Origin of the sequence: Enterobacter cloacae complex sp. 677-3DZ2D5B (genome assembly GCF_004136695.1) — a bacterium.
Classification (GTDB): Bacteria; Pseudomonadota; Gammaproteobacteria; order Enterobacterales; family Enterobacteriaceae; genus Enterobacter; species Enterobacter hormaechei_C.
In genome coordinates, this window is record NZ_QFLS01000009.1 from 475,167 (window position 1) to 497,924 (window position 22,758).

16 protein-coding genes and 4 tRNA genes are annotated in these 22,758 nt (G+C 55.7%); 9 read left to right on the forward strand and 11 right to left on the reverse strand.

Annotated features, from left to right (window positions below; translation table 11 throughout):
• The first annotated feature begins 24 nt into the window (after nucleotides 1–24).
• Nucleotides 25–2,214: a TonB-dependent siderophore receptor gene (locus DD597_RS15780; protein WP_023324924.1), complete on the forward strand. Its 2,190-nt coding sequence runs from the start codon at nucleotides 25–27 to the stop codon at nucleotides 2,212–2,214.
• Between the two features lie 167 nt (nucleotides 2,215–2,381).
• Nucleotides 2,382–2,457 (forward strand) — tRNA-Asn (locus tag DD597_RS15785).
• A 99-nt stretch (nucleotides 2,458–2,556) separates the two neighbouring features.
• On the opposite strand, the gene cbl is transcribed toward DD597_RS15785, so the two are convergent.
• Together cbl and nac are read right to left on the reverse strand one after the other, a co-directional pair.
• Nucleotides 2,557–3,507, reverse strand: a complete 951-nt coding sequence (gene cbl, locus DD597_RS15790) for an HTH-type transcriptional regulator Cbl (protein WP_003859532.1) — start codon at nucleotides 3,505–3,507, stop codon at nucleotides 2,557–2,559.
• 96 nt (nucleotides 3,508–3,603) lie between these two features.
• Nucleotides 3,604–4,521: a nitrogen assimilation transcriptional regulator NAC gene (gene nac / locus DD597_RS15795; RefSeq protein WP_003859531.1), complete on the reverse strand. Its 918-nt coding sequence runs from the start codon at nucleotides 4,519–4,521 to the stop codon at nucleotides 3,604–3,606.
• Between the two features lie 320 nt (nucleotides 4,522–4,841).
• On the opposite strand from nac, the gene DD597_RS15800 reads away from it, so the two are divergent.
• Nucleotides 4,842–4,917, forward strand: a tRNA-Asn gene (locus DD597_RS15800).
• A 92-nt stretch (nucleotides 4,918–5,009) separates the two neighbouring features.
• Here DD597_RS15800 and ldtA read toward each other — a convergent pair.
• From ldtA to DD597_RS15815, 3 genes are all read right to left on the reverse strand, one after another.
• The gene (gene ldtA / locus DD597_RS15805) at nucleotides 5,010–5,933 is read right to left on the reverse strand and encodes a L,D-transpeptidase (protein WP_032659287.1); all 924 of its coding nucleotides are present in this window, start codon (nucleotides 5,931–5,933) and stop codon (nucleotides 5,010–5,012) included.
• A 62-nt stretch (nucleotides 5,934–5,995) separates the two neighbouring features.
• Nucleotides 5,996–8,689 (reverse strand): cation-transporting P-type ATPase, encoded by a 2,694-nt coding sequence (locus DD597_RS15810; RefSeq protein WP_129256389.1) that lies wholly within the window; start codon nucleotides 8,687–8,689, stop codon nucleotides 5,996–5,998.
• A 47-nt stretch (nucleotides 8,690–8,736) separates the two neighbouring features.
• Nucleotides 8,737–9,168: a universal stress protein gene (locus DD597_RS15815; protein WP_003859525.1), complete on the reverse strand. Its 432-nt coding sequence runs from the start codon at nucleotides 9,166–9,168 to the stop codon at nucleotides 8,737–8,739.
• Between the two features lie 472 nt (nucleotides 9,169–9,640).
• Between DD597_RS15815 and DD597_RS15820 the strand changes: the two genes are divergently transcribed.
• From DD597_RS15820 to DD597_RS15830, 3 genes are read left to right on the forward strand one after another with little or no spacing between them, the layout of a single operon-like run.
• The gene (locus DD597_RS15820; RefSeq protein ID WP_045350294.1) at nucleotides 9,641–10,726 is read left to right on the forward strand and encodes an efflux RND transporter periplasmic adaptor subunit; all 1,086 of its coding nucleotides are present in this window, start codon (nucleotides 9,641–9,643) and stop codon (nucleotides 10,724–10,726) included.
• Entirely contained in the window at nucleotides 10,726–13,788 is a 3,063-nt protein-coding gene (locus DD597_RS15825; protein ID WP_129256390.1) for an efflux RND transporter permease subunit, read from the forward strand. The genes DD597_RS15820 and DD597_RS15825 overlap by 1 nt, the downstream gene beginning before the upstream one ends.
• Before the next feature lie 38 nt (nucleotides 13,789–13,826).
• A complete protein-coding gene (locus DD597_RS15830) occupies nucleotides 13,827–14,750 on the forward strand; it encodes an acyltransferase (RefSeq protein WP_162184622.1) in 924 nt (307 codons plus the stop codon).
• Here DD597_RS15830 and pagP read toward each other — a convergent pair.
• Nucleotides 14,747–15,322 (reverse strand): lipid IV(A) palmitoyltransferase PagP, encoded by a 576-nt coding sequence (pagP, locus tag DD597_RS15835; RefSeq protein WP_003859516.1) that lies wholly within the window; start codon nucleotides 15,320–15,322, stop codon nucleotides 14,747–14,749. The genes DD597_RS15830 and pagP overlap by 4 nt on opposite strands.
• A 256-nt stretch (nucleotides 15,323–15,578) precedes the next feature.
• On the opposite strand from pagP, the gene shiA reads away from it, so the two are divergent.
• Nucleotides 15,579–16,895, forward strand: coding sequence for a shikimate transporter (shiA, locus tag DD597_RS15840; RefSeq protein ID WP_032648852.1), 1,317 nt, complete (start codon nucleotides 15,579–15,581; stop codon nucleotides 16,893–16,895).
• Between the two features lie 76 nt (nucleotides 16,896–16,971).
• Nucleotides 16,972–18,426: an AMP nucleosidase gene (locus tag DD597_RS15845; RefSeq protein WP_023324933.1), complete on the forward strand. Its 1,455-nt coding sequence runs from the start codon at nucleotides 16,972–16,974 to the stop codon at nucleotides 18,424–18,426.
• A gap of 133 nt (nucleotides 18,427–18,559) precedes the next feature.
• Here DD597_RS15845 and DD597_RS15850 read toward each other — a convergent pair.
• Nucleotides 18,560–18,635, reverse strand: a tRNA-Asn gene (locus tag DD597_RS15850).
• 103 nt (nucleotides 18,636–18,738) lie between these two features.
• Nucleotides 18,739–20,157: a multidrug efflux MATE transporter EmmdR gene (emmdR, locus tag DD597_RS15855; RefSeq protein WP_023314442.1), complete on the reverse strand. Its 1,419-nt coding sequence runs from the start codon at nucleotides 20,155–20,157 to the stop codon at nucleotides 18,739–18,741.
• A gap of 226 nt (nucleotides 20,158–20,383) precedes the next feature.
• On the opposite strand from emmdR, the gene DD597_RS15860 reads away from it, so the two are divergent.
• Nucleotides 20,384–20,459 (forward strand) — tRNA-Asn (locus DD597_RS15860).
• Nucleotides 20,460–20,606: 147 nt separating this feature from the next.
• Here DD597_RS15860 and DD597_RS15865 read toward each other — a convergent pair.
• From DD597_RS15865 to sbmC, 3 genes are all read right to left on the reverse strand, one after another.
• On the reverse strand, nucleotides 20,607–20,942 hold the full coding sequence (locus DD597_RS15865; protein WP_000450410.1) for a DUF496 family protein: 336 nt from the start codon (nucleotides 20,940–20,942) through the stop codon (nucleotides 20,607–20,609).
• Nucleotides 20,943–21,089: 147 nt separating this feature from the next.
• Nucleotides 21,090–22,148 (reverse strand): FUSC family protein, encoded by a 1,059-nt coding sequence (locus DD597_RS15870; protein WP_003859506.1) that lies wholly within the window; start codon nucleotides 22,146–22,148, stop codon nucleotides 21,090–21,092.
• A gap of 91 nt (nucleotides 22,149–22,239) precedes the next feature.
• Nucleotides 22,240–22,713: a DNA gyrase inhibitor SbmC gene (sbmC, locus tag DD597_RS15875; protein WP_023314443.1), complete on the reverse strand. Its 474-nt coding sequence runs from the start codon at nucleotides 22,711–22,713 to the stop codon at nucleotides 22,240–22,242.
• Nucleotides 22,714–22,758 lie beyond the last annotated feature (45 nt).

Sequence of the window (22,758 nt, forward strand, 5' to 3'; positions counted from 1 at the left end):
CACACATTCAGGATCAACATAACAATGAAACGTTCTCATCTTTGGGTTTTAAATCCGTGCTTGCTTGCCATGCTTTCTACCTCTGCGTGGGCGGAAGAACAAAAGGAAGAAGATATTGTGGTCTCCGCCAGCCGGGCACATCGCAGCGTGGCAGAGATGGCGCAAACCACCTGGGTTATTGAGCGGGCGGAAATTGAGCAGCAGGTTCAGGGCGGGAAAGAGATTAAAGACGTTCTGGCCCAGCTGATCCCCGGCATGGACGTCAGCAGCCAGGGACGTACCAACTACGGCATGAACCTGCGCGGTCGCTCCATGATGGTGATGGTGGACGGCGTACGTCTGAACTCGTCCCGCAGCGACAGCCGCCAGCTCGACTCTATCGATCCGTTCAACATTGACCGCATCGAAGTGATCTCCGGCGCCACCTCGCTGTACGGCGGCGGCAGTACCGGCGGGCTGGTGAACATCGTCACCAAAAAAGGCCAGCCGGAGACCGAAGTGGAGTTCCAGACCGGGGCAAAAAGCGGGTTTAACAGCCATAACGACCATGATGAGAACGTCTCCGCAGCCGTGAGCGGCGGCAATGACAACGCCTCTGGTCGTCTGTCGGTCTCCTATCAGCGCTACGGCGGCTGGTATGACGGCAACGGCGACGAGGTGATTATCGATAACACCCAGACCGGCTTGCAGTATTCCGACCGTATCGACGTGATGGGGACAGGCACCATCAACATCGACGATCATCAGCAGCTCCAGTTAACCACGCAGTACTACAAGAGCGAATCTGACGGCAAGCACGGCCTGTTCCTTGGGGAGAATTTCGCTGCGGTCACGGGCGATGCCAAAGCCTATAACAAAGACAACCTGAACTCTGACCGTATCCCGGGCACAGAGCGTCACCTGATCAACCTGCAATACTCGAACACCGATTTCTGGGGTCAGGATCTGGTTGCGCAGATTTACTACCGTGATGAGAGTCTGACCTACTACCCGTTCCCGACGCTGAGCAAAGGCGCGGTGACCAGCATTGGCGCGTCCCAGCAGAAAACCGATTTTTACGGCGGCAAGCTGACGCTGAACAGCAAGCCGATGGACGACCTGACCCTCACCTGGGGCGTGGATGCCGACCATGAAACGTTCGATGCCAACCAGCAGTTCTTCGACTTAAGCAAAGCGGCGGCGAGCGGCGGCATGGAGCTGGACAATGCCTACAACGTGGGCCGTTATCCGGGTTACAGCATTACCAACCTCGCGCCGTTCCTGCAAGCCAGCTATGACATTGACGCCATCACCCTGAGCGGCGGCGTGCGTTATCAGTACACCGAAAACAAGGTGGACGATTTTGTCGGTTACGCCCAGCAGCAGGCAATCGCCACGGGCAAAGCCACCTCCGCTGACGCGGTGCCGGGCGGGAAAACCGACTACAACAACTTCCTGTTTAACGCCGGGATCCTTGGACGTCTGACCGAACAGCAACAGCTGTGGTTTAACTTCTCCCAGGGCTTCGAGATCCCGGACCTGGCGAAGTACTACGGCTCCGGCACCTATCAGCTGGTCGATGGTCACTATCGTCTGCAAAACAGCGTCAATGTGAACGACTCAACGCTGGACGGGATTAAGGTCAATGCTTACGAGCTCGGCTGGCGCTTCACCGGCGATAACCTGCGTACCCAGGTGGCGGCATACTACTCGCTCTCGGATAAAACCATCACCATCAACAAGAGCGACATGACCATCAACCTGGAGGACGACAAACGTCGTATCTATGGGGTTGAAGGCCAGGTGGACTATTTCTTCACCGACAGCGACTGGAGCACCGGGGCGAACTTTAACGCCATCAAGTCCGAAACGCGTGAAAACGGGAAATGGGAGAAGCTGACGGTCGACAGCGCCAGCCCGTCTAAAGCCAGCGCATGGGTCAACTGGGCGCCGGGCGACTGGACGCTACGCGTGCAGAGCACACAAACCTTTGACGTGTCTGACGCCGACGGTAAGAAGATTGATGGCTATAACACCGTTGATTTCCTGGGTAGCTACGCCCTGCCGGTGGGCAAAGTCAGCTTCAGCGTGGAGAACCTGCTGGACAAAGACTACACCACCGCCTGGGGCCAGCGCGCACCGGGGCTGTATAGCCCAACCTACGGCGCACCGGGTCTTTATACTTATAAAGGCCGTGGACGTACGTTTGGTCTGAACTACTCCGTTCTGTTCTGATCCTGCGCGCCGCCTGTCTGCGGGCGGCGCGATTTGCTGTGCAATTTGAAAGCAAATTTGCTATTAAATCATCGGTTTGCTGAAATTGTCGACAAACGAACAAAAACGGTGTTTTCCCCTTTGACAAGGCGCACGCAGGTCGATAATATGCGCCTCGTTCACACGATTCCTCTGTAGTTCAGTCGGTAGAACGGCGGACTGTTAATCCGTATGTCACTGGTTCGAGTCCAGTCAGAGGAGCCAAATTTGAAAAGCCTGCTTTTAAAGCAGGCTTTTTGCTTTTGTGGGTTCGGTAAATTTGCCGGGTGGCGGCTGCGCCTTACCCGGCCTACTGATTAGCGACTAAATCTGATAATCAATCGCCACCTCTTCCGGCTCCATCACCTGGCGTTTGATCTCATCCACCGACAGCCCCGCATTGCATAGCTCAATAAAACGCCACACGTAGTTACGCTGAAGCTGCCCGCGCTTTAGCCCCAGCCAGACGGTATTCGCATCGAACAGGTGACGCGTATCCAGACGCACCAGATTTCCGGCCTCATATTCTCCGCCAGACTGCTCGGCCACCAGGCCAATCCCCAGCCCTAACTCGACGTAGGTTTTGATCACGTCGGAATCCTGCGCGCTCAGCACCACGTCCGGCGTGAGCCCTTTACGCTTGAACGCTTCATCAATGCGCGAGCGCCCGGTAATGCCCTGCCGGTAGGTAATCAGCGGCCATTTGACGATCTCTTCCAGCGTCAACGGCGAAACCTGATTCAGCGGGTGATCGGCGGGTAACAGCAGGCTGTGGTGCCAGCGGAACCACGGGAACGCCACCAGCAGCGGGTCGTTGCTCAGCCGTTCACTGGCGATACCGATATCGGCTCCGCCGTTATGCAGCAGCACTTCGATTTCCTGCGGCGTGCCCTGGATCAGTTCGAGACGTACGTCCGGGAAGATCTCACGAAATGCTTTGATAACCGTCGGAAGACTGTAGCGCGCCTGTGTATGGGTGGTGGCGATAGTCAGCACACCGGAAGCGTCGTTGGTAAAGAGATCCGCCAGCCGGCGAACGTTGCTGGCCTCGTTGAGAATGCGCTCAGCGATGGTCAGTAATGCCTTGCCTGGCTCGGTCATACCCAGCAGGCGCTTGCCGCGACGGATAAAAATCTCAATGCCTAACTCCTCCTCCAGCTCGCGGATATGCCGGCTGACGCCCGACTGAGAGGTGTAAAGCATATTGGCGACTTCGGTCAGGTTGTAATCCCGCCTGGCCGCCTCACGAATAATTTTAAGTTGCTGGAAATTCACAATTCACTCCGGCGCATCTGACATAAGGCTATTGTTAGAGTCAGCCGGGCTGGAGAACAAATAATAAAAACCAGCATCTTATGCTTATTTGGAATATCAGCTGACCAGTTGCAGCTCGCGATTTTCCAGCGACGGCTTACTGACCAGAGACATCAGGATCTCTTTCACCGCCTGCGCCTGCGGTGACAGGGAGCCGCGCGCGGACATATTTAACGACAGCGGTAAGCTCATGGATGGCGTGGTGATACGGGCCATCCAGCCGTTTGCCGCGCTGCACAGTGAACGTGCGGCAGACTCGGGCAGAACCGTTACACCCATGCCGCTGGCAATGGCGGCAGTCAGCGTGGAGATGGAGTCGATCTCGCCGATGATCTTCGCCGTCAGACGGCGCAGCGAGAACGCTTCGTCAACGCGCACGCGCACGGCACTGTAGTCGCGCGGCAGAAACAGGTTCATCTCTGCCACAGCGGTTAAATCAATGCTCTGGCCAGGGCAATCACGGGTACCGACCAGATAAAGATCTTCCTTCAGCAGCGGCTGGCTGGTGATCCCGGCAACCGGGGAGCGATCGTACAGCACCGCCATATCCAGCTGACCGTTGAGCAGTTTGTCATTGAGCACGGAACCACTGTTCTCATGCAGATAAACCAGCACTTCCGGTAGCTCTGCGCGCACCGCCTGAAGCAGCGGCATGGTTACCGACGATGCGGCCGTTCCCGGCGCCAGCCCGATGGAGACATGGCCACTCAGGGTCTGACCCACATTGTGCACGGCCAGCTGCGCCTGTTCACACTGACGCAGGATCGTGCGGGCATGGGTATATAAAATTTTTCCCGCTTCGGTAGGCGTTACGCCGCGCTTGGTGCGGATCAACAGTTGCTGGTCCATTTCGCCTTCCAGAGTCGCGACCTGCTGGCTCAGCGCAGGCTGCGCGATATGCAGCACTTCAGCCGCCTGGGTCAGGCTGCCGATATCGACGATTTTTACGAAGTATTTCAGTCGTCTTAAGTTCATGTTGCCCCCTGTTCGAAAATAGCGTGCCGGTAACGGCTGTGTTGTTAAACAGGTTTTGCAATATGGATGCCAGTTTTTTGCAGCGGGTGTATGTCTCTGCTAAGCGGCTGAAAATAAGGAAAGCCAATCACTGATGCCTTTTTTGAGACGGGGACAACGGTTTCCGATCTGCCCCATTCGGGGTATATCTGCACAATAATGGTGCATTCCGTTGGCAAAAACGTCACTTTGCTGGTTTTGTCAGCAAACAGTCTGAAGTGGGCGATACATCCTTTGACAAGGCGTACGGAGGTCGATAATATGCGCCCCGTTCACACGATTCCTCTGTAGTTCAGTCGGTAGAACGGCGGACTGTTAATCCGTATGTCACTGGTTCGAGTCCAGTCAGAGGAGCCAAATTTGAAAAGCCTGCTTTTAAAGCAGGCTTTTTGCTTTTCTGCGTTCGGTAAGTTTGTCGGGTGGCGCTCCGCTTACCCGACCTACGGTACTCAAGGCCCGGCAAGCGAAGCGCTACCAGTCATAGCAAGCTTCACCGGCATCCCCGACCGCCGTTCCAGTTCAGCGCCCGCCCCTTCACTTATCAGCTGCGTCCTTTGTGCGGCTGAAATGGGCAGCGGCACCTTATTTGTCGATTCAAATTCCGCGCGATTGCGTGAAAGCGGCTCGTGAACCTCTACCCAACGGCTACCGTCCGGCTCCGTGGTCACTTTTACGGGCTGATCGATAAGCTGTACCCGCGTCCCCACCGAAACGTTATCGAACAGGTATTTGATATCGTTATTACGCAGGCGAATGCAGCCCTGGCTGACGCGCAGACCAATGCCGAAATTTGAGTTGGTACCGTGGATCGCGTACAGCCTGCCGATATAAAGGGCATACAGCCCCATCGGGTTATCCGGCCCGGCGGGAACGAACGCGGGCAACGTTTTCCCTTCCTTCGCGTAAGCGCGTCGCGTATTTGGCGTGGGTGACCAAGTTGGGCCTTCCTGTTTGCGCTCAACGGCGGTTACCCAGTTACGCGGCGTTTCGCGCCCGGCCTGACCGATGCCAATAGGCAGCACCTCAACCGTGTTGCTGCCGGGTGGATAATAGTAAAGTCGCATTTCCGCGACGTTCACCACAATTCCCTCGCGCACCGTTGGCGGCAGAATAAGCTGCTGCGGCACCGCAAGCTGTGTTCCGGCTCGCGGTAAAAACGGATCCACCCCCGGGTTGGCTTCCAGCATATTGCTCAACCCCTGTCCGTGCTGTGCTGCAAACGCTTCGAGCGGCAGAGTATTGCCCTCAGGCACGGTGATGGTGATCGGCGCCCCCACCAGGCGGCTGCCCTCCGGAGGGAGGGGGTAGGTTACAGCAGATGCAGCGGGAACCAGAATACCAAGCGTAAAAACGAACGAGGCAAATCGAATCATAGTGTTCTGTACTCAGTCAAAGAGAAAGCCTGCCGGTGGGCAGGCTTAGCCTGCTCATTCAGTCATCTTTTCGTCGTGCGCCATCTCCGGGTAAGGACTTTTTCTGCTTCAACAATCATGAACATCGCAAACCCAATCAGGAAGGTAATGATCCAGTAGCGGAACGGTAGCGCTTCGGTACCGAACAGCATTTGCATGAACGGCGCATAGATGATCAGAAGCTGAAGGGCCAGAAGTACGCCGCTCACGATCCATATCCCCTTATTAGCCAGCAGACCTTTACTCAGGGAGAAACCGTCGGTGACGCGGCAGTTGAGCATGTAAAACCACTGGGCGGTGACCAGCGTTTGCAGCAACACGGTGCGGATGAACTCCGGCGAGTAGCCGCGAGGTTGCAGCCAGGCCTCCAGCACAAAGGCGCTGATGGCAATCATCAGGCCGACAAACACCACTCGCCAGATGGCATAACCGTCCATCACATGCAGGTTAGACTTACGCGGAGGCCGGTTCATGATGTCCTTCTCACCCGCTTCAAACGCCAGGCCAAACGACAGCGTTGCCGAGGTTGCCATGTTCATCCACAGGATCAGTACCGGTGTTAACGGGATCAGGTTCCCCGCCAGCAGGGCAATAATGATCAGCAGGGCCTGGGCGATGTTGCTCGGGATAACGAACAAAATGGTCTTTTTCAGGTTGTCGTAGACCCGACGCCCTTCATGGACCGCCCGGGCAATGGTGGCAAAGTTATCATCCGTTAACACCATATCGGCGGCTTCTTTGGTGACTTCAGTACCTTTGATCCCCATCGCGATGCCGACATCCGCCCGCTTCAGCGCAGGCGCATCGTTCACCCCGTCCCCGGTCATTCCGACCACTTCCTGCTTACTTTGCAGCGCCCGCACCAGGCGGAATTTATCTTCCGGGCTGGTTCGGGCAAAGATATCGTATTTTTGCGCCGCCTCGCTCAGCTGGTGGTCGTCCATCGCTTCCAGCTCGCGCCCGGTAATGGCGCTCGCCGCGTTGCCAATACCCAGCATCTGTCCAATGCTCATCGCCGTTTGTGGATGATCCCCGGTAATCATTTTCACGCGAATGCCCGCCTGCAAGCAGTCGGCAATGGCCGAAATGGCTTCCGGGCGCGGGGGATCCATCATGCCCGCAATGCCGAGCAGTATGACCCCCTCTTGCAGATCCGCATGCGTCAGCTCGCGCTGCCCGCTGGCGGCCGGTTTCCAGGCCGCAGCCACCATGCGCAATCCCTCGCGCGCATACTCTTCAATCTTCTCTTCCCAATAGTGCAGGTTGAACGGCTCCAGCCCGTTTTGGGTCTGCTGGTGCTGGCAAAGACGGAAAAGGACGTCCGGCGCACCGGTGATTAACATCACCTCTTCGTCGCCCAGGCGATAAAGGGTGGACATGTATTTATATTGCGAATCGAATGGGATTTTACTGCGCAATTCGGCGTCAATTGTCGGAAGCGGGATTTTGGCGGCCAGCACCTTCAGCGCGCCTTCGGTTGGCCCGCCGGTGATTTTCCACAGCCCCTGCTCATCTTTGATCAGCTGGCTGTCATTACAGAGATCGACGGTGCGCAGATAGCGCTCAAGCACAGACCCCTGGGTCACGGTGACCGGTGTTGGATCGTCAACAGGGTGAATAGCGCCCACCGGTTCGTAACTGTCTCCCTCGACGCGGTAGGTGGTGTCCGCGGTAATCACCGCTTTTACCGTCATCTCATTCATGGTCAGGGTGCCGGTTTTATCCGAGCAGATAACCGTCATCGCCCCCAGCGTTTCCACGGTAGGCAGCTTGCGAATAATCGCCTTGCGACGCGCCATCGCCTGCACGCCCAGCGAGAGGATGATCGAGATAATGGCCGGTAATCCTTCCGGCACCGCCGCCACCGCAAGGCTAATCAGCGACAGCACCAGCTCTGAAACGGGCATATCGCGGAAGATGAGGCTGAAAACGAACAGCGCCAGCATCATCACCAGAATGGTGATAAAAATGGTCTTACCGAGCTTGTCCATTTGCACCATCAACGGGGTACGGTGTTTTTCAATGTCTGACATCATCTGGTTGATATGGCCGAGTTCGGTCTCCCCACCGGTTGCCACCACCAGCCCTTTTCCCCCGCCGGAGCTGACGGTGGTGCCCGAATACAGCAGATTGTAACGGTCACCTAACGGGAGTTCGCCGCTGAGCACATCGCTGCTTTTCTCCACTACCGTGGATTCGCCGGTGAGAATAGCTTCTTCCACCCGCAGGTTGTGCGCCTCTATCACGCGAAGATCGGCAGGAATGCGATCCCCGGCGCGTATCACCACGATATCTCCGGGCACCAGCGCTGTCGTCGGGATAGTTTCATGGTTGCCCTGCCGGATGACCACAGCCTCGCTGGAGAGCATATTACGAATGCTTTGCAGCGATTTCTCCGCATTGCTCTCCTGAATATGGCCAATCAGGGCGTTAATGATAGCTACCCCAAGAATGACAAACATATCCACCCAGTGTCCCATTATCAGCTTCAGCAGCGCCGCCGCCAGAAGGACGTAAATAAGGACATCGTTGAAATGGGCCAGAAAGCGCAGCCAGCCGGGTTTACCCGGTTTTTGCGGTAAGGCGTTTTCGCCGTATTTTTCCAGCCTGGCGGTCGCTTCTGTACTGCTGAGTCCGTCGAGGCTGGATTGGATATTTGTCAGAGTTTCATCAACGGTCTGTTGATAATACGGGCGGTGAGGCTTTTCTGTTATCATCGTTCCTTCCTCGGGTTCTTTTCAGAAATCACCTTGCTTTCATGTCATTATCGAATAACGAAAACAGGAACATGCGCATAACGAACGATACTCGCCGCCTCTGACCCTAATAAATGGGTTTGAATATTGGGATTACGCGATCCCACAATAATCGCACCGACGTTAAGTTCATCCGCCAGTTTGATTACCTCATCACGTATATTCCCGCTGCGAACATGCAGATGGACATTTGCTTCCGGCAGGTTGATTTTTTTTACCAGCGCAGCCAGTTTTTCTTTAGCATTATTAATCATATATTCATCCATCTTTCTCGCGTCTGCAATAAAACCGCGGGTCAGTTCCGCGGAGAACTTTGGCATAACGTACAGCAGATGGACATTACCCGATGCGCTTTGCGCCAGGAATTGGGCATGCTGTAGCGCTTTATCAGACAACGCTGTTTCGTATACATCCACCGGCACCAGAATCGTTTTATACATATCAAGCATCCTTTTTATAACCAACACAACAGTGAGTGAATCAGGAGAGATCGCATCAACCCCATGGGTACAGGCGTGAATGCCTTTTACGGAAAAAAGGAATGGATGCTATTAAACGTAGCACAGGAATATCAGGATGTTATTCAAAGGGGATACGCTATTGTAACGCTTGTTTCGCCTGAGTATGTCACGCCACTAATAATGGTTATTTAACATTTATTTATTCACCGACTATGCTCATAGTCAGGCATGCAACACGTTCATTCTCTTTATCCCGCGCCACCTTCAACCTCATGGAGGAATGCATGTACGGTTTAAGCCTGATTCGCCTTGGTTTGTTTATTGCGCTCGCCATTATCGCCAGCACAGCAATCGGTTTATTTACCTATGTGGTCGTCTCGGCCCTGGCAGAATAGCGCCACCCCAGCATTGATGACGAAATAAATAAAACAATTATTATCAGGGGAATACTGTGAAGCGCTACCTCTCTCTTCTGCCTGCTGTTTTATTGCTGCTGACGGCGTGCGATCCGAAATCCGACCGCGCCGCGCCCCTGCCGAAAATGGTAAAAGTCGCAGAGGTGGTGAAGGCTGGCAACGCGCAGCAGCGCGTCTTTCCCGCCCGTATCGAATCCGGCGACGCCACGGATCTTGCGTTCAAACGTGCCGGGCAGATTGAGACCCTGGACATTCGCCAGGGTGTCGTTGTCAAACAGGGGCAACGGCTCGCCAGTCTTAACGATCGCGAAGCCCGGCAGCGTCTGAACGACAGGCAAACGGCGGCGACCCTGGCTCAGCGGCAATTCGACCGCTTCCAGACCCTGGCAGGACGCCAGGCCGTGTCGAAGGCCGAGATGGATGTCCAGCGCGCAAACCGCGATTCTGCAAACGCCGCGCTTCAGATTGCACGCGAAGAATTGAGTCAGATGACGCTCGTCGCCCCCTTTAGCGGGACAGCGGCCAGCGTACATGTGCGAAACCATCAGGTCGTCTCAGCCGGCCAGCCCGTCGTCACATTGACCCGTACCGATCTACTGGACGTGGTGTTCAGCCTTCCAGAGAACCTGTTTAACACCTTCGATATTCGCAATGCGCAGTACAAACCGGTAGTGAAGATCAACGCCCTGCCCGGTCGCGAGTTTACCGCTGTGTACAAAGAGCACTCAGGCAGTAGTGACAGCAACACTTTGACCTGGCAGGTAATTTTAACCATGCCCCGCCCGGATGATTTTCCCGTCGTGGGCGGCGTCAGCGGAACGGTCACCATCAATTTAACCAACCTACCGGCGGGCGTCGGCAGTGAGGCGCTGGTGGTGCCGGTTGAAGCGGTCTTTAACCCGGATAACCGCCCGCGCAATGAGCCACACGTCTGGGTGGTGACGGGCGAAGGCGATACGTTGCACCTTGAAGATCGTAAGGTCAGCGTGGGACAAGTCAGCGCTGAGGGGGTCATCATCGTCGGTGGGCTTAAGGCGGGTGAACGCGTGGTGGCCGCAGGCGTTGGGGAGTTACATCCCAACCAGCCGGTACGTATCTGGACGCGTGAACGGGGACTATAATGGATATCTCTCGTCAGTTTATCAGCAACCCGGTTCGCGTCTGGCTGACGATTTTGCTGCTGGGCGTAGGTGGCATTATTGCCCTGTTGAACATCGGCAGACTGGAAGATCCGGCGTTTACCATCAAAACGGCGGTGGTGATCACCCATTATCCGGGCGCGTCGGCGCAGCAGGTTGAGGAAGAGGTCACCCTGCCGCTGGAAAACGCGCTTCAGCAATTACCTTACCTGGATAACGTCAGCTCCATCTCCTCCAGCGGCCTGTCGCAGATCACGGTCAATATAGCCTCGCGCTACCACTCAAATGCGCTGCCGCAAATCTGGGATGAACTGCGTCGCCGGGTGGGAGATGCCGCCCGACAGTTTCCACCCGGCGTAGTGACCCCGTTTGTGAATGACGATTTTGGCGATGTGTTCGGCTTTTTCTTTGCCATTTCCGGCGATGAATTCAGCAATCCGGAACTGGTCCGGTATGCCGAGCAGCTGCGCCGGGAGTTGGTCCTCGTGCCAGGCGTGGGCAAAGTGGCCATCGGCGGAGCCCTCACCCAGCAGATTAACGTGGATATTTCTCTGAGCAAAATGGCCGCGCGCGGGATAACGCTGAACCAGCTTTCTGCCCAGCTCAGCAGGCTGAACGTGGTCTCCAGCGCGGGAGAGATCCCCTCCGGTACTGAGTCAATTCGTCTGCATCCTACCGGTGAATTCGAAAGTATTGACGAGCTGGCCGATCTCATCGTGACCCCGCCGGGCGTTGGGGCGGCTACCCGCTTACGGGATATTGCCACCCTGTCACGCGGGCTGGATGCCTCCCCTGCCAGCATCTACCATGCCAACGGCAGAAAAGCCGTCACCATGGGCGTCTCCTTTATCCCCGGCGTTAACGTGATCGACGTGGGAGATGCCCTGGAGGCGAAGCTTGAGCAGATGTCAGCCGAGAAACCGGCAGGTATCCACATCGACCTGTTTTACGATCAGGCGGCGGAGGTCGGGCATTCCGTCAACGGATTTATCATTAATTTCCTGATGGCGCTGGCGATTGTCGTCGGTGTGTTGCTGATCTTTATGGGCTTACGCAGCGGGATCATTATCGCCTTTTCCCTCGCGCTTAATGTGCTGGGTACGCTGCTGATCATGTATCTCTGGGGTATTGAACTACAGCGCATTTCACTGGGCGCGCTGATCATCGCCCTCAGCATGCTGGTCGACAATGCCATTGTTATTGTCGAAGGGGTACTGATAGCCCGGCAGCAGGGCTCGTCCCTGATGAACGCCATTAGCAACATTATTCGCCGTTCTGCGCTGCCGCTGCTGGGTGCGACGGTGATCGCCATCCTGGCCTTTGCGCCCGTCGGGCTGTCGCAGGACTCTACCGGCGAATACTGTAAGTCGCTGTTTCAGGTTCTGCTGATTTCGCTCATGCTGAGCTGGTTCTCTGCCCTCACCATTACACCGGTGCTGATCAAATGGTGGCTGTTTAAACGGGACGCTGCGCCGCCAGAGGCTGACGAAACGGATCCCTATGACAAACGCATCTATCGGATCTATCAGGCGGTGCTCAACGCGCTGTTACGGCGTAAAGCGCCAACGCTGGTGGTGATGGCCGCACTGCTGGCAGCCGCCATCTGGGGCTTTGGCTCGGTGCGGCAGAACTTCTTCCCCTCCTCCAGCACGCCGATTTTCTTTGTCGACCTCTGGCTCCCTTACGGTACCGACATTAAATGGACCGAGAAGATGACCAGTGATATCGAGAAAACCATTAACGGCCAGCCTGGCGTGGAAACCACGGTCTCGACGATTGGTCAGGGAAGTATGCGATTTATTTTGACCTACAGCGGACAGCGGCAGTACAGCAACTATGCGCAAATCATGGTGAGAATGGACGACCAGCGTAACATCCCCGCCCTGACCCGCCACGTTGATGAGTACATCGCCCGGAACTATCCGCAGGTTAACGCCAGCACGAAGCGGGTGATGTTTGGCCCCTCCGGCGACAGCGCTATTGAAGTGCGTATTAAAGGCCCCGATCCCGACAGGCTGCGTCTGATCGCCAGCCAGGTAGACAACATTCTTACGCGCGATCCGGCGACGGACAGCGTCAGGAACGACTGGCAAAACCGCAGCAAAGTGATCCGCCCGCAGTACGTCACCGCGCTCGGACGTGAGCTTGGCGTGGATAAGCAGGACGTCGATAACGCACTGGAGATGAATTTCTCCGGCAGCCGGGCAGGCCTGTACAGAGAAGGAAGCGATCTGTTACCCGTGGTGGTGCGCCCGCCGGAAAGCGAGCGGCTGGACGCCAACCACCTGAACAACGTCCTGGTCTGGAGCCAGACCCGGCAGCAGTATATTCCGCTGAGCAACGTCGTCAGCGGCTTCGCGCTGGAGTGGGAAGATCCGCTGATCCTGCGTCGCGACCGCTCGCGCGTGCTGACCGTGCAGACCGACCCTGACCCGCTAAGCCAGCAAACGTCCGGCGATATTCTCGCCCGCGTGAAGCCGCAAATAGATGCCCTGCCCCTGCCTCACGGCTACAGCATTGAATGGGGCGGGGACGCGGAGAATTCCAGCGAAGCGCAGCAGGGGCTATTTACCACGCTGCCGATCGGGTATCTGGTGATGTTTGTGATCACGGTGCTGATGTTCAGTTCGGTGAAAAACGCCGTCGCTATCTGGCTGACCGTGCCGCTGGCGCTGATCGGCGTGACGCCGGGGTTTTTAATTACCGGCATCCCCTTTGGCTTTATGGCGTTGATTGGCCTGCTGAGCCTGAGCGGGATGCTGATCCGCAACGGCATTGTGCTGGTGGAAGAGATAGAACAGCAGAAAGCGCAGCAGGATCAGCACAGTGCGATCGTTTACGCCGCCACGTCGCGCCTGCGTCCCATCCTCCTCACCGCCTTTACGACCGTACTAGGCCTCGCCCCTCTGCTGCTGGATGTGTTCTTCCAGAGCATGGCCGTTGTGATTATGTTTGGGCTTGGGTTTGCTACAATCCTGACGCTGCTGGTACTCCCCGTAATTTACGCGTGTTTCCATCGTAAGGACAAAGCTGAACAACAATGAATGCGACAGGGCTGAATATCATCAAGACGCTGGGCTGTATGACGGCGGTTACCTTTTTCACCATCTACAACACCTGGGATCATTACGATTATGACTATCACTGGATCCTCGGTTTTTTAACCTTCATTTCGACCATCGCCACGCCGTTGTTTTTTGTGGTTGCAGGGTATCTGGACGGGCAATCCCGACACGGCACGCGCTGGCAGCTGGATAAGATCAAACGCCTGGTGATCGTCTTTCTGTTCTGGGTAACGATTTACTACCTGTGGGAACCCTATCAGCGCGGATATCTGATCCAGCCCTGGTTCGTGTTCGCGTTTATCGTGATTTACACGTTTCACCCGGTGGTGGAGCGGCTCAGCCAGCGACGAATGCTCTTTTGCGGGGTGATTACCGCCCTGCTGCTTTTCTCTTACGGGTACGATTTGCTGTCGGCCCTCTATCCTGATGCCCACGTCCTTTCATTGTCGCCGCAGTATCGCCTGTGGACGTGGCTGCTGTTTTATCTGACAGGCCAGCTCTTTTGCGATCCGCAGATCGCGGCGTGGATCGGCCGCAAAAACGTGGTCAGGGCCGCGGTGATTGCGATACCGTTTATCTATCTCTTCACATGGTTTTACGAACGGCACTTCTTTTTTGCGCTATTTAAAGCAGACAGAAACGCCTTTATCCTCACCGGATCGCAAATTTACATTCTGATTATTGCCCTGGTGATTGCGGCAAATGGCGTACGGTTTCGCCGCAATGCGGAGTTTAAAGAGTCCGTGCTGGCCACCATTAGCAAAACGATGACCGGGGTCTATATCATGCACTACTCGGTGTTTCACCTGCTGACCGCGCTCATTCCGGTGACGTCCCTGAGCACCAAACTTGCTCTGATTGTGCTTACGTTTGTTACGTCGGTCCTGTTTTCGCTGCTGATCCTGTCCAACACAGTGGCCAAAAAAGTGATCACCCTCTAAAAGCCCAGGCGCAGCCAGGCAAACAGCACGTTGCCGTTGTTGTAGGTCCCGGGAATATAGGTGAACTGGACGGTGACGCGCTTATATCCGGCAGAGAAAAGCGGGAAGATAAAAGGCAGCGGGACATAGTTGGCAAAGTCGTCGCGCGCGGTGATCCCCGCGGCGGCCCCGAGCCCCAGACGGAAATCTTTTGCGTTATCCAGATACCACCCCTTCTCCCAGCCGTAACCCATCGCGGGCTGCCACTCGTTGTGGGAATCTTTAAACATCATGGCAAACAGCGCGCTCCAGTTGCCCTCGTCGTTGTAGCGAGACACGCCCAGCCCCCCGCCCCACGGCATTTCGTTGTAATTATCCGTTTTCTCTTTGTCATACATGAAGCGTGCATGCCAGCTCAAAAACGGAAGGTAGAGATCGTAACGATCCGGCTGTTCCCAGGTTTGCGCAATATCGTCCGTTACTGCATCCCACCAGCGATGAATACGCTGTTCGCCATAGACTTTCGGCTCCGCATGCAGCGGAGATACGACTAAAAACAGGACTACCCACAGTGCAGGAAAGAGGCGTTGCATCGTTATTCCCTCAGCTTACGTCATACAGCGATCATTATTACTGTAAACCATTCAGCCCTAACCGGAGCCAAACAGGCTGATTTATGTTGTCGCCCGATAAGATGAAATTTATTTATTCTGCGCTTTCAGGAAAGATAAAAACGTTTTCTCAGGCCGCGTGTCGCGGTAGTCTCATACGTTCCGCCAATATGACGGCCGTGATGTGAGTGACCTTTTCTTATACCAATAATTAAAAATCAGTACAGACAGGACAACTATGGACTCCACCCTTATCTCCGCTCGCCGCAACGAGGAGACACCTTCGCTTAACCGCGCCCGCCGCGCCGCTTTAGGTAGCTTCGCAGGCGCCGTCGTCGACTGGTATGACTTTCTGCTCTACGGTATTACCGCTGCGCTGGTCTTTAACCGTGAATTCTTTCCCCAGATCAGCCCCGCCATGGGTACGCTTGCTGCGTTTGCCACCTTCGGCGTCGGTTTTCTGTTTCGTCCGCTGGGCGGGGTAATTTTCGGCCACTTCGGCGATCGCCTTGGCCGGAAACGTATGCTGATGCTCACCGTGTGGATGATGGGTATTGCCACCGCGCTAATCGGTATTTTGCCCTCCTTTGCATCGATTGGCTGGTGGGCCCCGGTGTTGCTGGTGACGCTGCGCGCCATTCAGGGCTTTGCCGTTGGCGGCGAATGGGGCGGCGCGGCATTGCTGTCCGTGGAAAGCGCGCCGAAGAACAAGAAAGCGTTCTACAGCAGCGGCGTGCAGGTAGGTTATGGCGTGGGTCTGCTGCTCTCCACGGGTCTGGTGTCGCTAATAAGCCAGCTCACGACAGACGAGCAGTTCCTGAGCTGGGGCTGGCGTATTCCGTTTATCTTCAGCATTGTGCTGGTCGTGGTGGCCCTGTGGATCCGTAACGGCATGGAAGAGTCGGCTGAGTTTGAGCGGCAGCAGCGCGAAAAACCGGTCGCCAAAAAACGGCTGCCGGTGATGGAAGCGCTGGTGCAGCACCCTGGCGCTTTTCTGAAAATTATCGCCCTGCGCCTGTGCGAACTGCTGACGATGTATATCGTCACCGCCTTTGCCCTCAACTATTCCACGCAAAACCTCGGCCTTCCGCGGGAATTGTTCCTGAATATTGGCCTGGTGGTGGGCGGGATCAGCTGCCTGACCATCCCCTGCTTCGCCTGGCTGGCGGATCGCTTTGGCCGTCGACGGGTGTATATCACCGGGGCGCTTATCGGCACACTCAGCGCCTGGCCGTTCTTTATGGCGCTGGAGGCACAGTCGGTCTTCTGGATTGTCTTCTTCGCGATCATGCTTGCGAACATCGCTCACGATATGGTGGTCTGCGTGCAGCAGCCGATGTTTACCGAGCTGTTTGGCGCAAGCTACCGCTACAGCGGCGCGGGCGTGGGATATCAGGTGGCGAGCGTGGTCGGCGGCGGGTTTACGCCGTTTATCGCCGCCGCGCTGGTGACGTTCTCCGGCGGTAACTGGCATAGCGTGGCGATTTATCTGCTGGCGGGTTGCCTGCTTTCTGCTGCCACCGCCCTGTTGATGAAGGAAACCGCGCACAGCTGATCTCCTCACTTTTGTTTCACAGGCGTGTGACATACTATCGGGTATAGCCGCACACCTGTGGAACAAGGAGACAGACATGAATAATAAGGGCTCCAGCCTGACCCCGGCTCAGGCGCTGGAAAAACTCGACGCGCTGTATGAACAGTCCGTCAATGCACTGCGCAGCGCCATCAGTGACTATATCGAAACAGGGAAACTTCCCGATGAAAAGGCCAGAACCCAGGGCCTTTTTGTTTATCCATCGCTCTCTGTCACCTGGGACGGCAGCGCCAGCAGTAATCCGAAAACCCGCGCCTATGCGCGTTTCACCCACTCCGGCTGTTACAGCACAACCATCACGCGACCTGCGCTGTTCCGCCCGTACCTGGAAGAGCAGCTTACCCTGCTGTATCAGGATTACGGCGCGCATATCAGCGTTGAGCCGTCCCTGCACGAGATCCCTTACCCGTACGTGATAGACGGCTCAGCGCTGACGCTGGATCGCTCCATGAGCGCAGGGCTGACCCGTCATTTCCCGACCACTGAGCTGTCGCAGATTGGCGATGAGACGGCGGACGGGATCTATCACCCGGCAGAGTTTTCACCGCTGTCGCACTTTGATGCCCGCCGTGTCGATTTCTCGCTGGCACGCCTGCGCCACTACACCGGCACGCCAGCCGAACATTTCCAGCCGTTCGTGCTGTTTACCAACTACACCCGCTATGTAGACGAATTTGTCCGCTGGGGCTGTAGCCAGATCCTCGACCCGGACAGCCCTTACGTCGCCCTCTCCTGCGCGGGCGGGATCTGGATCACCGCCGAAACCGAAGCACCGGAAGAGGCCATCTCCGACCTGGCGTGGAAAAAGCACCAGATGCCAGCCTGGCACCTGATCACCGCCGACGGTCAGGGCATTACGCTGATTAACATCGGCGTTGGCCCGTCGAATGCGAAAACCATCTGCGACCATCTGGCGGTATTGCGCCCGGACGTCTGGCTGATGATCGGCCACTGCGGCGGCCTGCGTGAAAGCCAGCTGATTGGCGATTACGTCCTCGCCCACGCTTATCTGCGTGACGACCATGTTCTTGACGCGGTTCTGCCGCCGGATATTCCTATCCCGAGTATCGCGGAAGTGCAGCGCGCCCTGTACGACGCCACCAAAGAGGTGAGCGGCATGCCGGGTGAAGAGGTGAAGCAGCGCCTGCGTACCGGTACGGTCGTCACCACCGACGATCGTAACTGGGAGCTGCGCTATTCCGCCTCCGCCCTGCGTTTCAATCTTAGCCGTGCGGTCGCAATCGATATGGAAAGCGCCACCATTGCCGCGCAGGGCTACCGCTTCCGCGTCCCTTACGGCACGCTACTGTGCGTGTCCGATAAACCGCTGCACGGCGAGATCAAACTGCCGGGCCAGGCGAACCGTTTTTACGAAGGGGCGATCTCAGAGCACCTTCAGATTGGTATTCGCGCCATCGATTTACTGCGTGCAGAGGGCGACAAACTGCATTCCCGCAAGCTGCGCACCTTCAATGAGCCACCGTTCCGCTGATAACAAGGACACATCACGCACACCACTCACCCGGCCTGGGATTTCGTAGGTCGGGTAAGCGGAGCGCTATCCGACAAACTTACCGAACGCAGAAAAGCAAAAAGCCTGCTTTAAAAGCAGGCTTTTTTAAATTTGGCTCCTCTGACTGGACTCGAACCAGTGACATACGGATTAACAGTCCGCCGTTCTACCGACTGAACTACAGAGGAATCGTGTGAACGGGGCGCATATTATCGATGCGCCCTGAGGATGTCAAAGGGTGAATGCAGATTTTCAATCGTTTGCCGATTTATTCTCCACTTCGCACATTTGTCAGGCACTTGTCGTTTCCGAAACCTCCTGCTCCGGTTTTTTTCGCGGATATTTCCACAGCCAGCGCCCGCTCACCATGCGCCAGTAGAACAGCGCGCCGCGCACGGCCCAGTCAAGGAACATCCCCAGCCAGACGCCGACAACGCCCATACCTAACATCACCCCCAGCGTGTAGCCCGCCACGACGCGACAGCCCCACATGCCGAGCATGGAGACCCACATCGCAAACCGGGCATCGCGCGCCCCTTTCAGCCCGGCAGGAAGTACCCAGGACGCGGCCCAGATTGGCATAAACGCCGCGTTGAGCCAAATGAGCACCTTCACGACCTCTTTCACGTCATTTTCATGCGTATAGAACGAGGCCATCAGCCCGGCAAAAGGCGCAGTTCCCCACGCAATCGCCGTCAGCCCAATGGTTGAAAGCCAGAAGACATGCCGAAGCTGCCGTTCCGCCTGCCCTATCTGCCCCTTTCCGAGACGTCTGCCGGTGATGATCGTCGACGCCGACCCCAGCGCGTTTCCCGGCAGGTTAATGAGTGAGGCAATGGAGAAGGCAATAAAGTTGCCGGCGATGACGTCTGTTCCCATCCCGGCAACAAACATCTGCGTCAGCAGTTTCCCGCCGTTAAACAACACGGATTCGATGCTGGCCGGAATCCCGATCCCCATCACTTCCCAGATAATGGCGAAGTTAAGCGGACGGAAATAACTTTTCAGCGTCAGGCGCAGCGATGGCGTAATTCCCGCCATCAGTACGCCAATTATCGCTGCCGCACCAATATAACGGGAAATGGTCAGCCCTAAACCCGCGCCGACAAAGCCCAGCCCCTCCCAGGAAAAGACGCCATAAATCAAAACGCTGCTGATAATGATGTTCAGGATGTTCATGCCGCCATTGATCAGCAGCGGAATTTTGGTATTCCCTGCTCCACGAAGCGCACCGCTACCAATCAGCGCGATGGCAGCCGCCGGATAACTCAGCACCGTCATTTCCAGGTAGGTGAGAGCCAGATCCTTCACCTCACTGGTCGCTTCTCCCGCGACAAAGTCGATAATTTCTTTGCCGTAATAATGGATAACCGCCGCAAGGATGATCGAAAAGAGGGTCATGATCATCAGCGACTGTCTGGCCGCTTCGCGGGCACGCTTCGGATCGAGCTTACCCAGGCTAAACGCCACCACCACCGTCGTACCGAGATCGATAGCGGCAAAGAAGGACATCACCACCATATTGAAACTGTCCGCCAGCCCTACCCCGGCCATAGCTTCTTTACCGAGCCAGCTCACCAGGAATGTGCTCAGCACGCCCATCAACAGGACGCAGGTATTCTCCAGGAAAATAGGCACAGCAAGGGGGGTGATTTCACGCCAGAAGAGAACTCGATAACTTTTACGTTTTGCATACCAGGGCGTGCGCATAATCGCCTGGCGTAGGGGTGCGGTGACGTTCAAAATGGACCTTAGCGAGAAAGTTGAAACTCCATTTCAAATGATGGGGCAGAAATGCGTATCCTGCAAAGTATTTTCCATAAAATTATGTTTGGATTTACAACAAAATGACGACAGAATCATCAAACAAACGCTTTTGCCTGAGATCAGGTTTGACAAAAGTTTTTTCGCCGCTAAGATAAGCCTCCACAACGATTCCTCTGTAGTTCAGTCGGTAGAACGGCGGACTGTTAATCCGTATGTCACTGGTTCGAGTCCAGTCAGAGGAGCCAAATTTAAAAAGCCTGCTTTTAGAGCAGGCTTTTTGCTTTTTTGCGTTCGGTAAAATTGTCGGGTGGCGGCTTCGCCTTACCCGACCTACGTGATAACAGTCCTGTAGGCCCGGTAAGCGCAGCGCCACCGGGCAACAGAGTGTGCGATTACTCGCCTTTCGCGTCGACGTTTTTGATTTCGCCCATCACTTTCAGCTTCTTGGAGATGTCGCGACGCTCTTTGGACAGCTCAGCGTTTTTGATGATGTAGTCATCAACGCGATCTTCATAATCGCTCTTCATGCTGGCGATGATGCCCTGAATAGCTTCAACGCTCATACCTGGCTTGATGTAGTCGCTCAGGTTGTCCAGCAGCAGGACACGTTTCTGGTTGTCACGGATCTTCTTCTCTACGTCCTGGATTTCGCGCTGTAGCTTGTTTTTGCGGCGGAACAGGCGGACGAACTCCAGAACATCCTGGAACGAAGGCTTGGTAGTTTCCATTTTTACACCCCTGATAATGTGAGATTCGGATTCGTTAAAGCAACCGTTTTAACAGACAGCGGCTGCGAATGACAATGAGTATATCGTTTAAAACCATCATAACCCTAATTGTTGCTGAATCGAAGCAGCAGGCATCACATACGCTTTTTATTTGCGCAGAGCCCGGCAAATCAGCTGCGATAACAACTCCAGCTGCCGCGCCAGCTCCATACTCAGCCAGACATAACCATGGATGGGCGTTTCCGCCACATTGTCGCCCTGGCGCTCATTCATCAGCTGTTTGAGCTCGGCGACGATTTCGTTCAGCCGCTCGCTGTTCGCCCGTATTGGCTGCGGGTTACCTTCATAGAGCGCATGAGCGATGGTCAGCAGGGTTTGTTGCGTCATCTGCTGCGTCTCTTTCAGCGTATGCGCGTTGAGCATCAGAAGATGGCTGGGGCGTGAGGCCCAGTGGGCATTGATTTGCAGTTCAAGCATACAGACCAGATTACGGCTGACCGTCTGAATAGCTTCAAAGATGGCTTTCTGGATATGGGTTTCTTTGCTTGCTGGCGTAATTAACCCGCGCATTTTGACCACATCATTGAGGATTTTTTGCAGATGCTTTTCCAGCCGCGGACGCTCAATCAGATTCGGCGAAAACCCGGCCTGGTAGACCCGGTTAAATGCCGTGACGTAGTTTGCCATCTGAATGCGCCAGTGCAGGAAGGCGCGCTGCGGCCAGATGCCGGTAAACAGCATGGCGAGCAACGAGCCGAGGATCACGTCCCCGCTTCGCCACAATGCGGTGGTCATATCGCCCGCAGGTGCGCCGACCACAACCGCGAGCGTAATGCCAATCAGCAGCGCCTGATACGGTTTCTTGCCGAGGGCCAGCCATCCGCAAAGAAACATCGCCACCGCGCACCACAGCAACATGAACGGAAATGAAATCAGCTCCAGCTTCAGGGCGATAAGCCCAAGCGCTGAGCCTAAAACGGTACCGCCTATACGTTCGAAAGCGCGCGGGACCACGTTCCCCCAGAATGAGATCGGCCCCATCACCACCACCAGCGTGATCAGCGGCCACGTCCCTTCCGGGATATCCAGCAAACGAACCAGTACGAAGGTCAACACAAACGCCAGCGCAATGCGGCAACCGTGCACCACGCGATAATGTTTGTATAACCGAATTTCAAAAGGGGTTAATGACTTGTCGGGGCGCACACCCGTCTCCAGCTCTACGGCAAACCACAATTGTACTGTGTTTTCAGCCGGGTGGATCGCGCCCGGCTGAAAAACCCTGCGTTTCGCAGGATTATCCCACTTTGTGCTCTACCGGTACAAACATCTCAATATCCCAGTAGCCGTCAGCATTGCCATCGTTCAGATAGCGTTCGAAGCAGGGTTTTGCTGCAATCTGGAATTTGCTGTCTTCCAGCAGGGAGTTGAAGAACTGATACCATGGAGTAGCGAAATCATGATTTTCAACGCGCGCGGCGGCAATAGCATACTCTCCGGCAGCAATTTCGGTCATCATCACCCCTTCGCTGTTTTCAGGAATAGTGAAATCGTCTACTACCGTTACGGCGGTAACGCAGCGGAGCTTTTCTGCCGGCACGTCATCCGGATTGTCATAATAAACGGCCACCCACTCCTGCGGCTGAATATGACGACCATCTACCCACATGACCAGCTGTTCAAATCCCTGCTTGACCGTCTTTTCCCACGGCCCCACGAGATGAAAGCCTGCAATCGTACGTTTCTGTTGCTGCCTGATGCTGTAGTCCATGCTGCCTCCGTTTATTACTGTATATATATGGGTCTTCCCCGATCA

Excerpts from the sequence above, each read along its gene's own strand:
- emmdR (WP_023314442.1), bottom strand. The coding sequence starts at position 20,157 with ATGCGCACGCCCTGGTATGCAAAACGTAAAAGTTATCGAGTTCTCTTC.
- DD597_RS15815 (WP_003859525.1), bottom strand. The coding sequence starts at position 9,168 with ATGTATAAAACGATTCTGGTGCCGGTGGATGTATACGAAACAGCGTTG.
- ldtA (WP_032659287.1), bottom strand. The coding sequence starts at position 5,933 with ATGATTCGATTTGCCTCGTTCGTTTTTACGCTTGGTATTCTGGTTCCC.
- DD597_RS15865 (WP_000450410.1), bottom strand. The coding sequence starts at position 20,942 with ATGGAAACTACCAAGCCTTCGTTCCAGGATGTTCTGGAGTTCGTCCGC.
- pagP (WP_003859516.1), bottom strand. The coding sequence starts at position 15,322 with ATGCAACGCCTCTTTCCTGCACTGTGGGTAGTCCTGTTTTTAGTCGTA.
- DD597_RS15810 (WP_129256389.1), bottom strand. The coding sequence starts at position 8,689 with ATGATAACAGAAAAGCCTCACCGCCCGTATTATCAACAGACCGTTGAT.
- DD597_RS15830 (WP_162184622.1), top strand. The coding sequence starts at position 13,827 with ATGACGGCGGTTACCTTTTTCACCATCTACAACACCTGGGATCATTAC.
- DD597_RS15845 (WP_023324933.1), top strand. The coding sequence starts at position 16,972 with ATGAATAATAAGGGCTCCAGCCTGACCCCGGCTCAGGCGCTGGAAAAA.
- sbmC (WP_023314443.1), bottom strand. The coding sequence starts at position 22,713 with ATGGACTACAGCATCAGGCAGCAACAGAAACGTACGATTGCAGGCTTT.
- nac (WP_003859531.1), bottom strand. The coding sequence starts at position 4,521 with ATGAACTTAAGACGACTGAAATACTTCGTAAAAATCGTCGATATCGGC.
- shiA (WP_032648852.1), top strand. The coding sequence starts at position 15,579 with ATGGACTCCACCCTTATCTCCGCTCGCCGCAACGAGGAGACACCTTCG.
- DD597_RS15780 (WP_023324924.1), top strand. The coding sequence starts at position 25 with ATGAAACGTTCTCATCTTTGGGTTTTAAATCCGTGCTTGCTTGCCATG.
- DD597_RS15825 (WP_129256390.1), top strand. The coding sequence starts at position 10,726 with ATGGATATCTCTCGTCAGTTTATCAGCAACCCGGTTCGCGTCTGGCTG.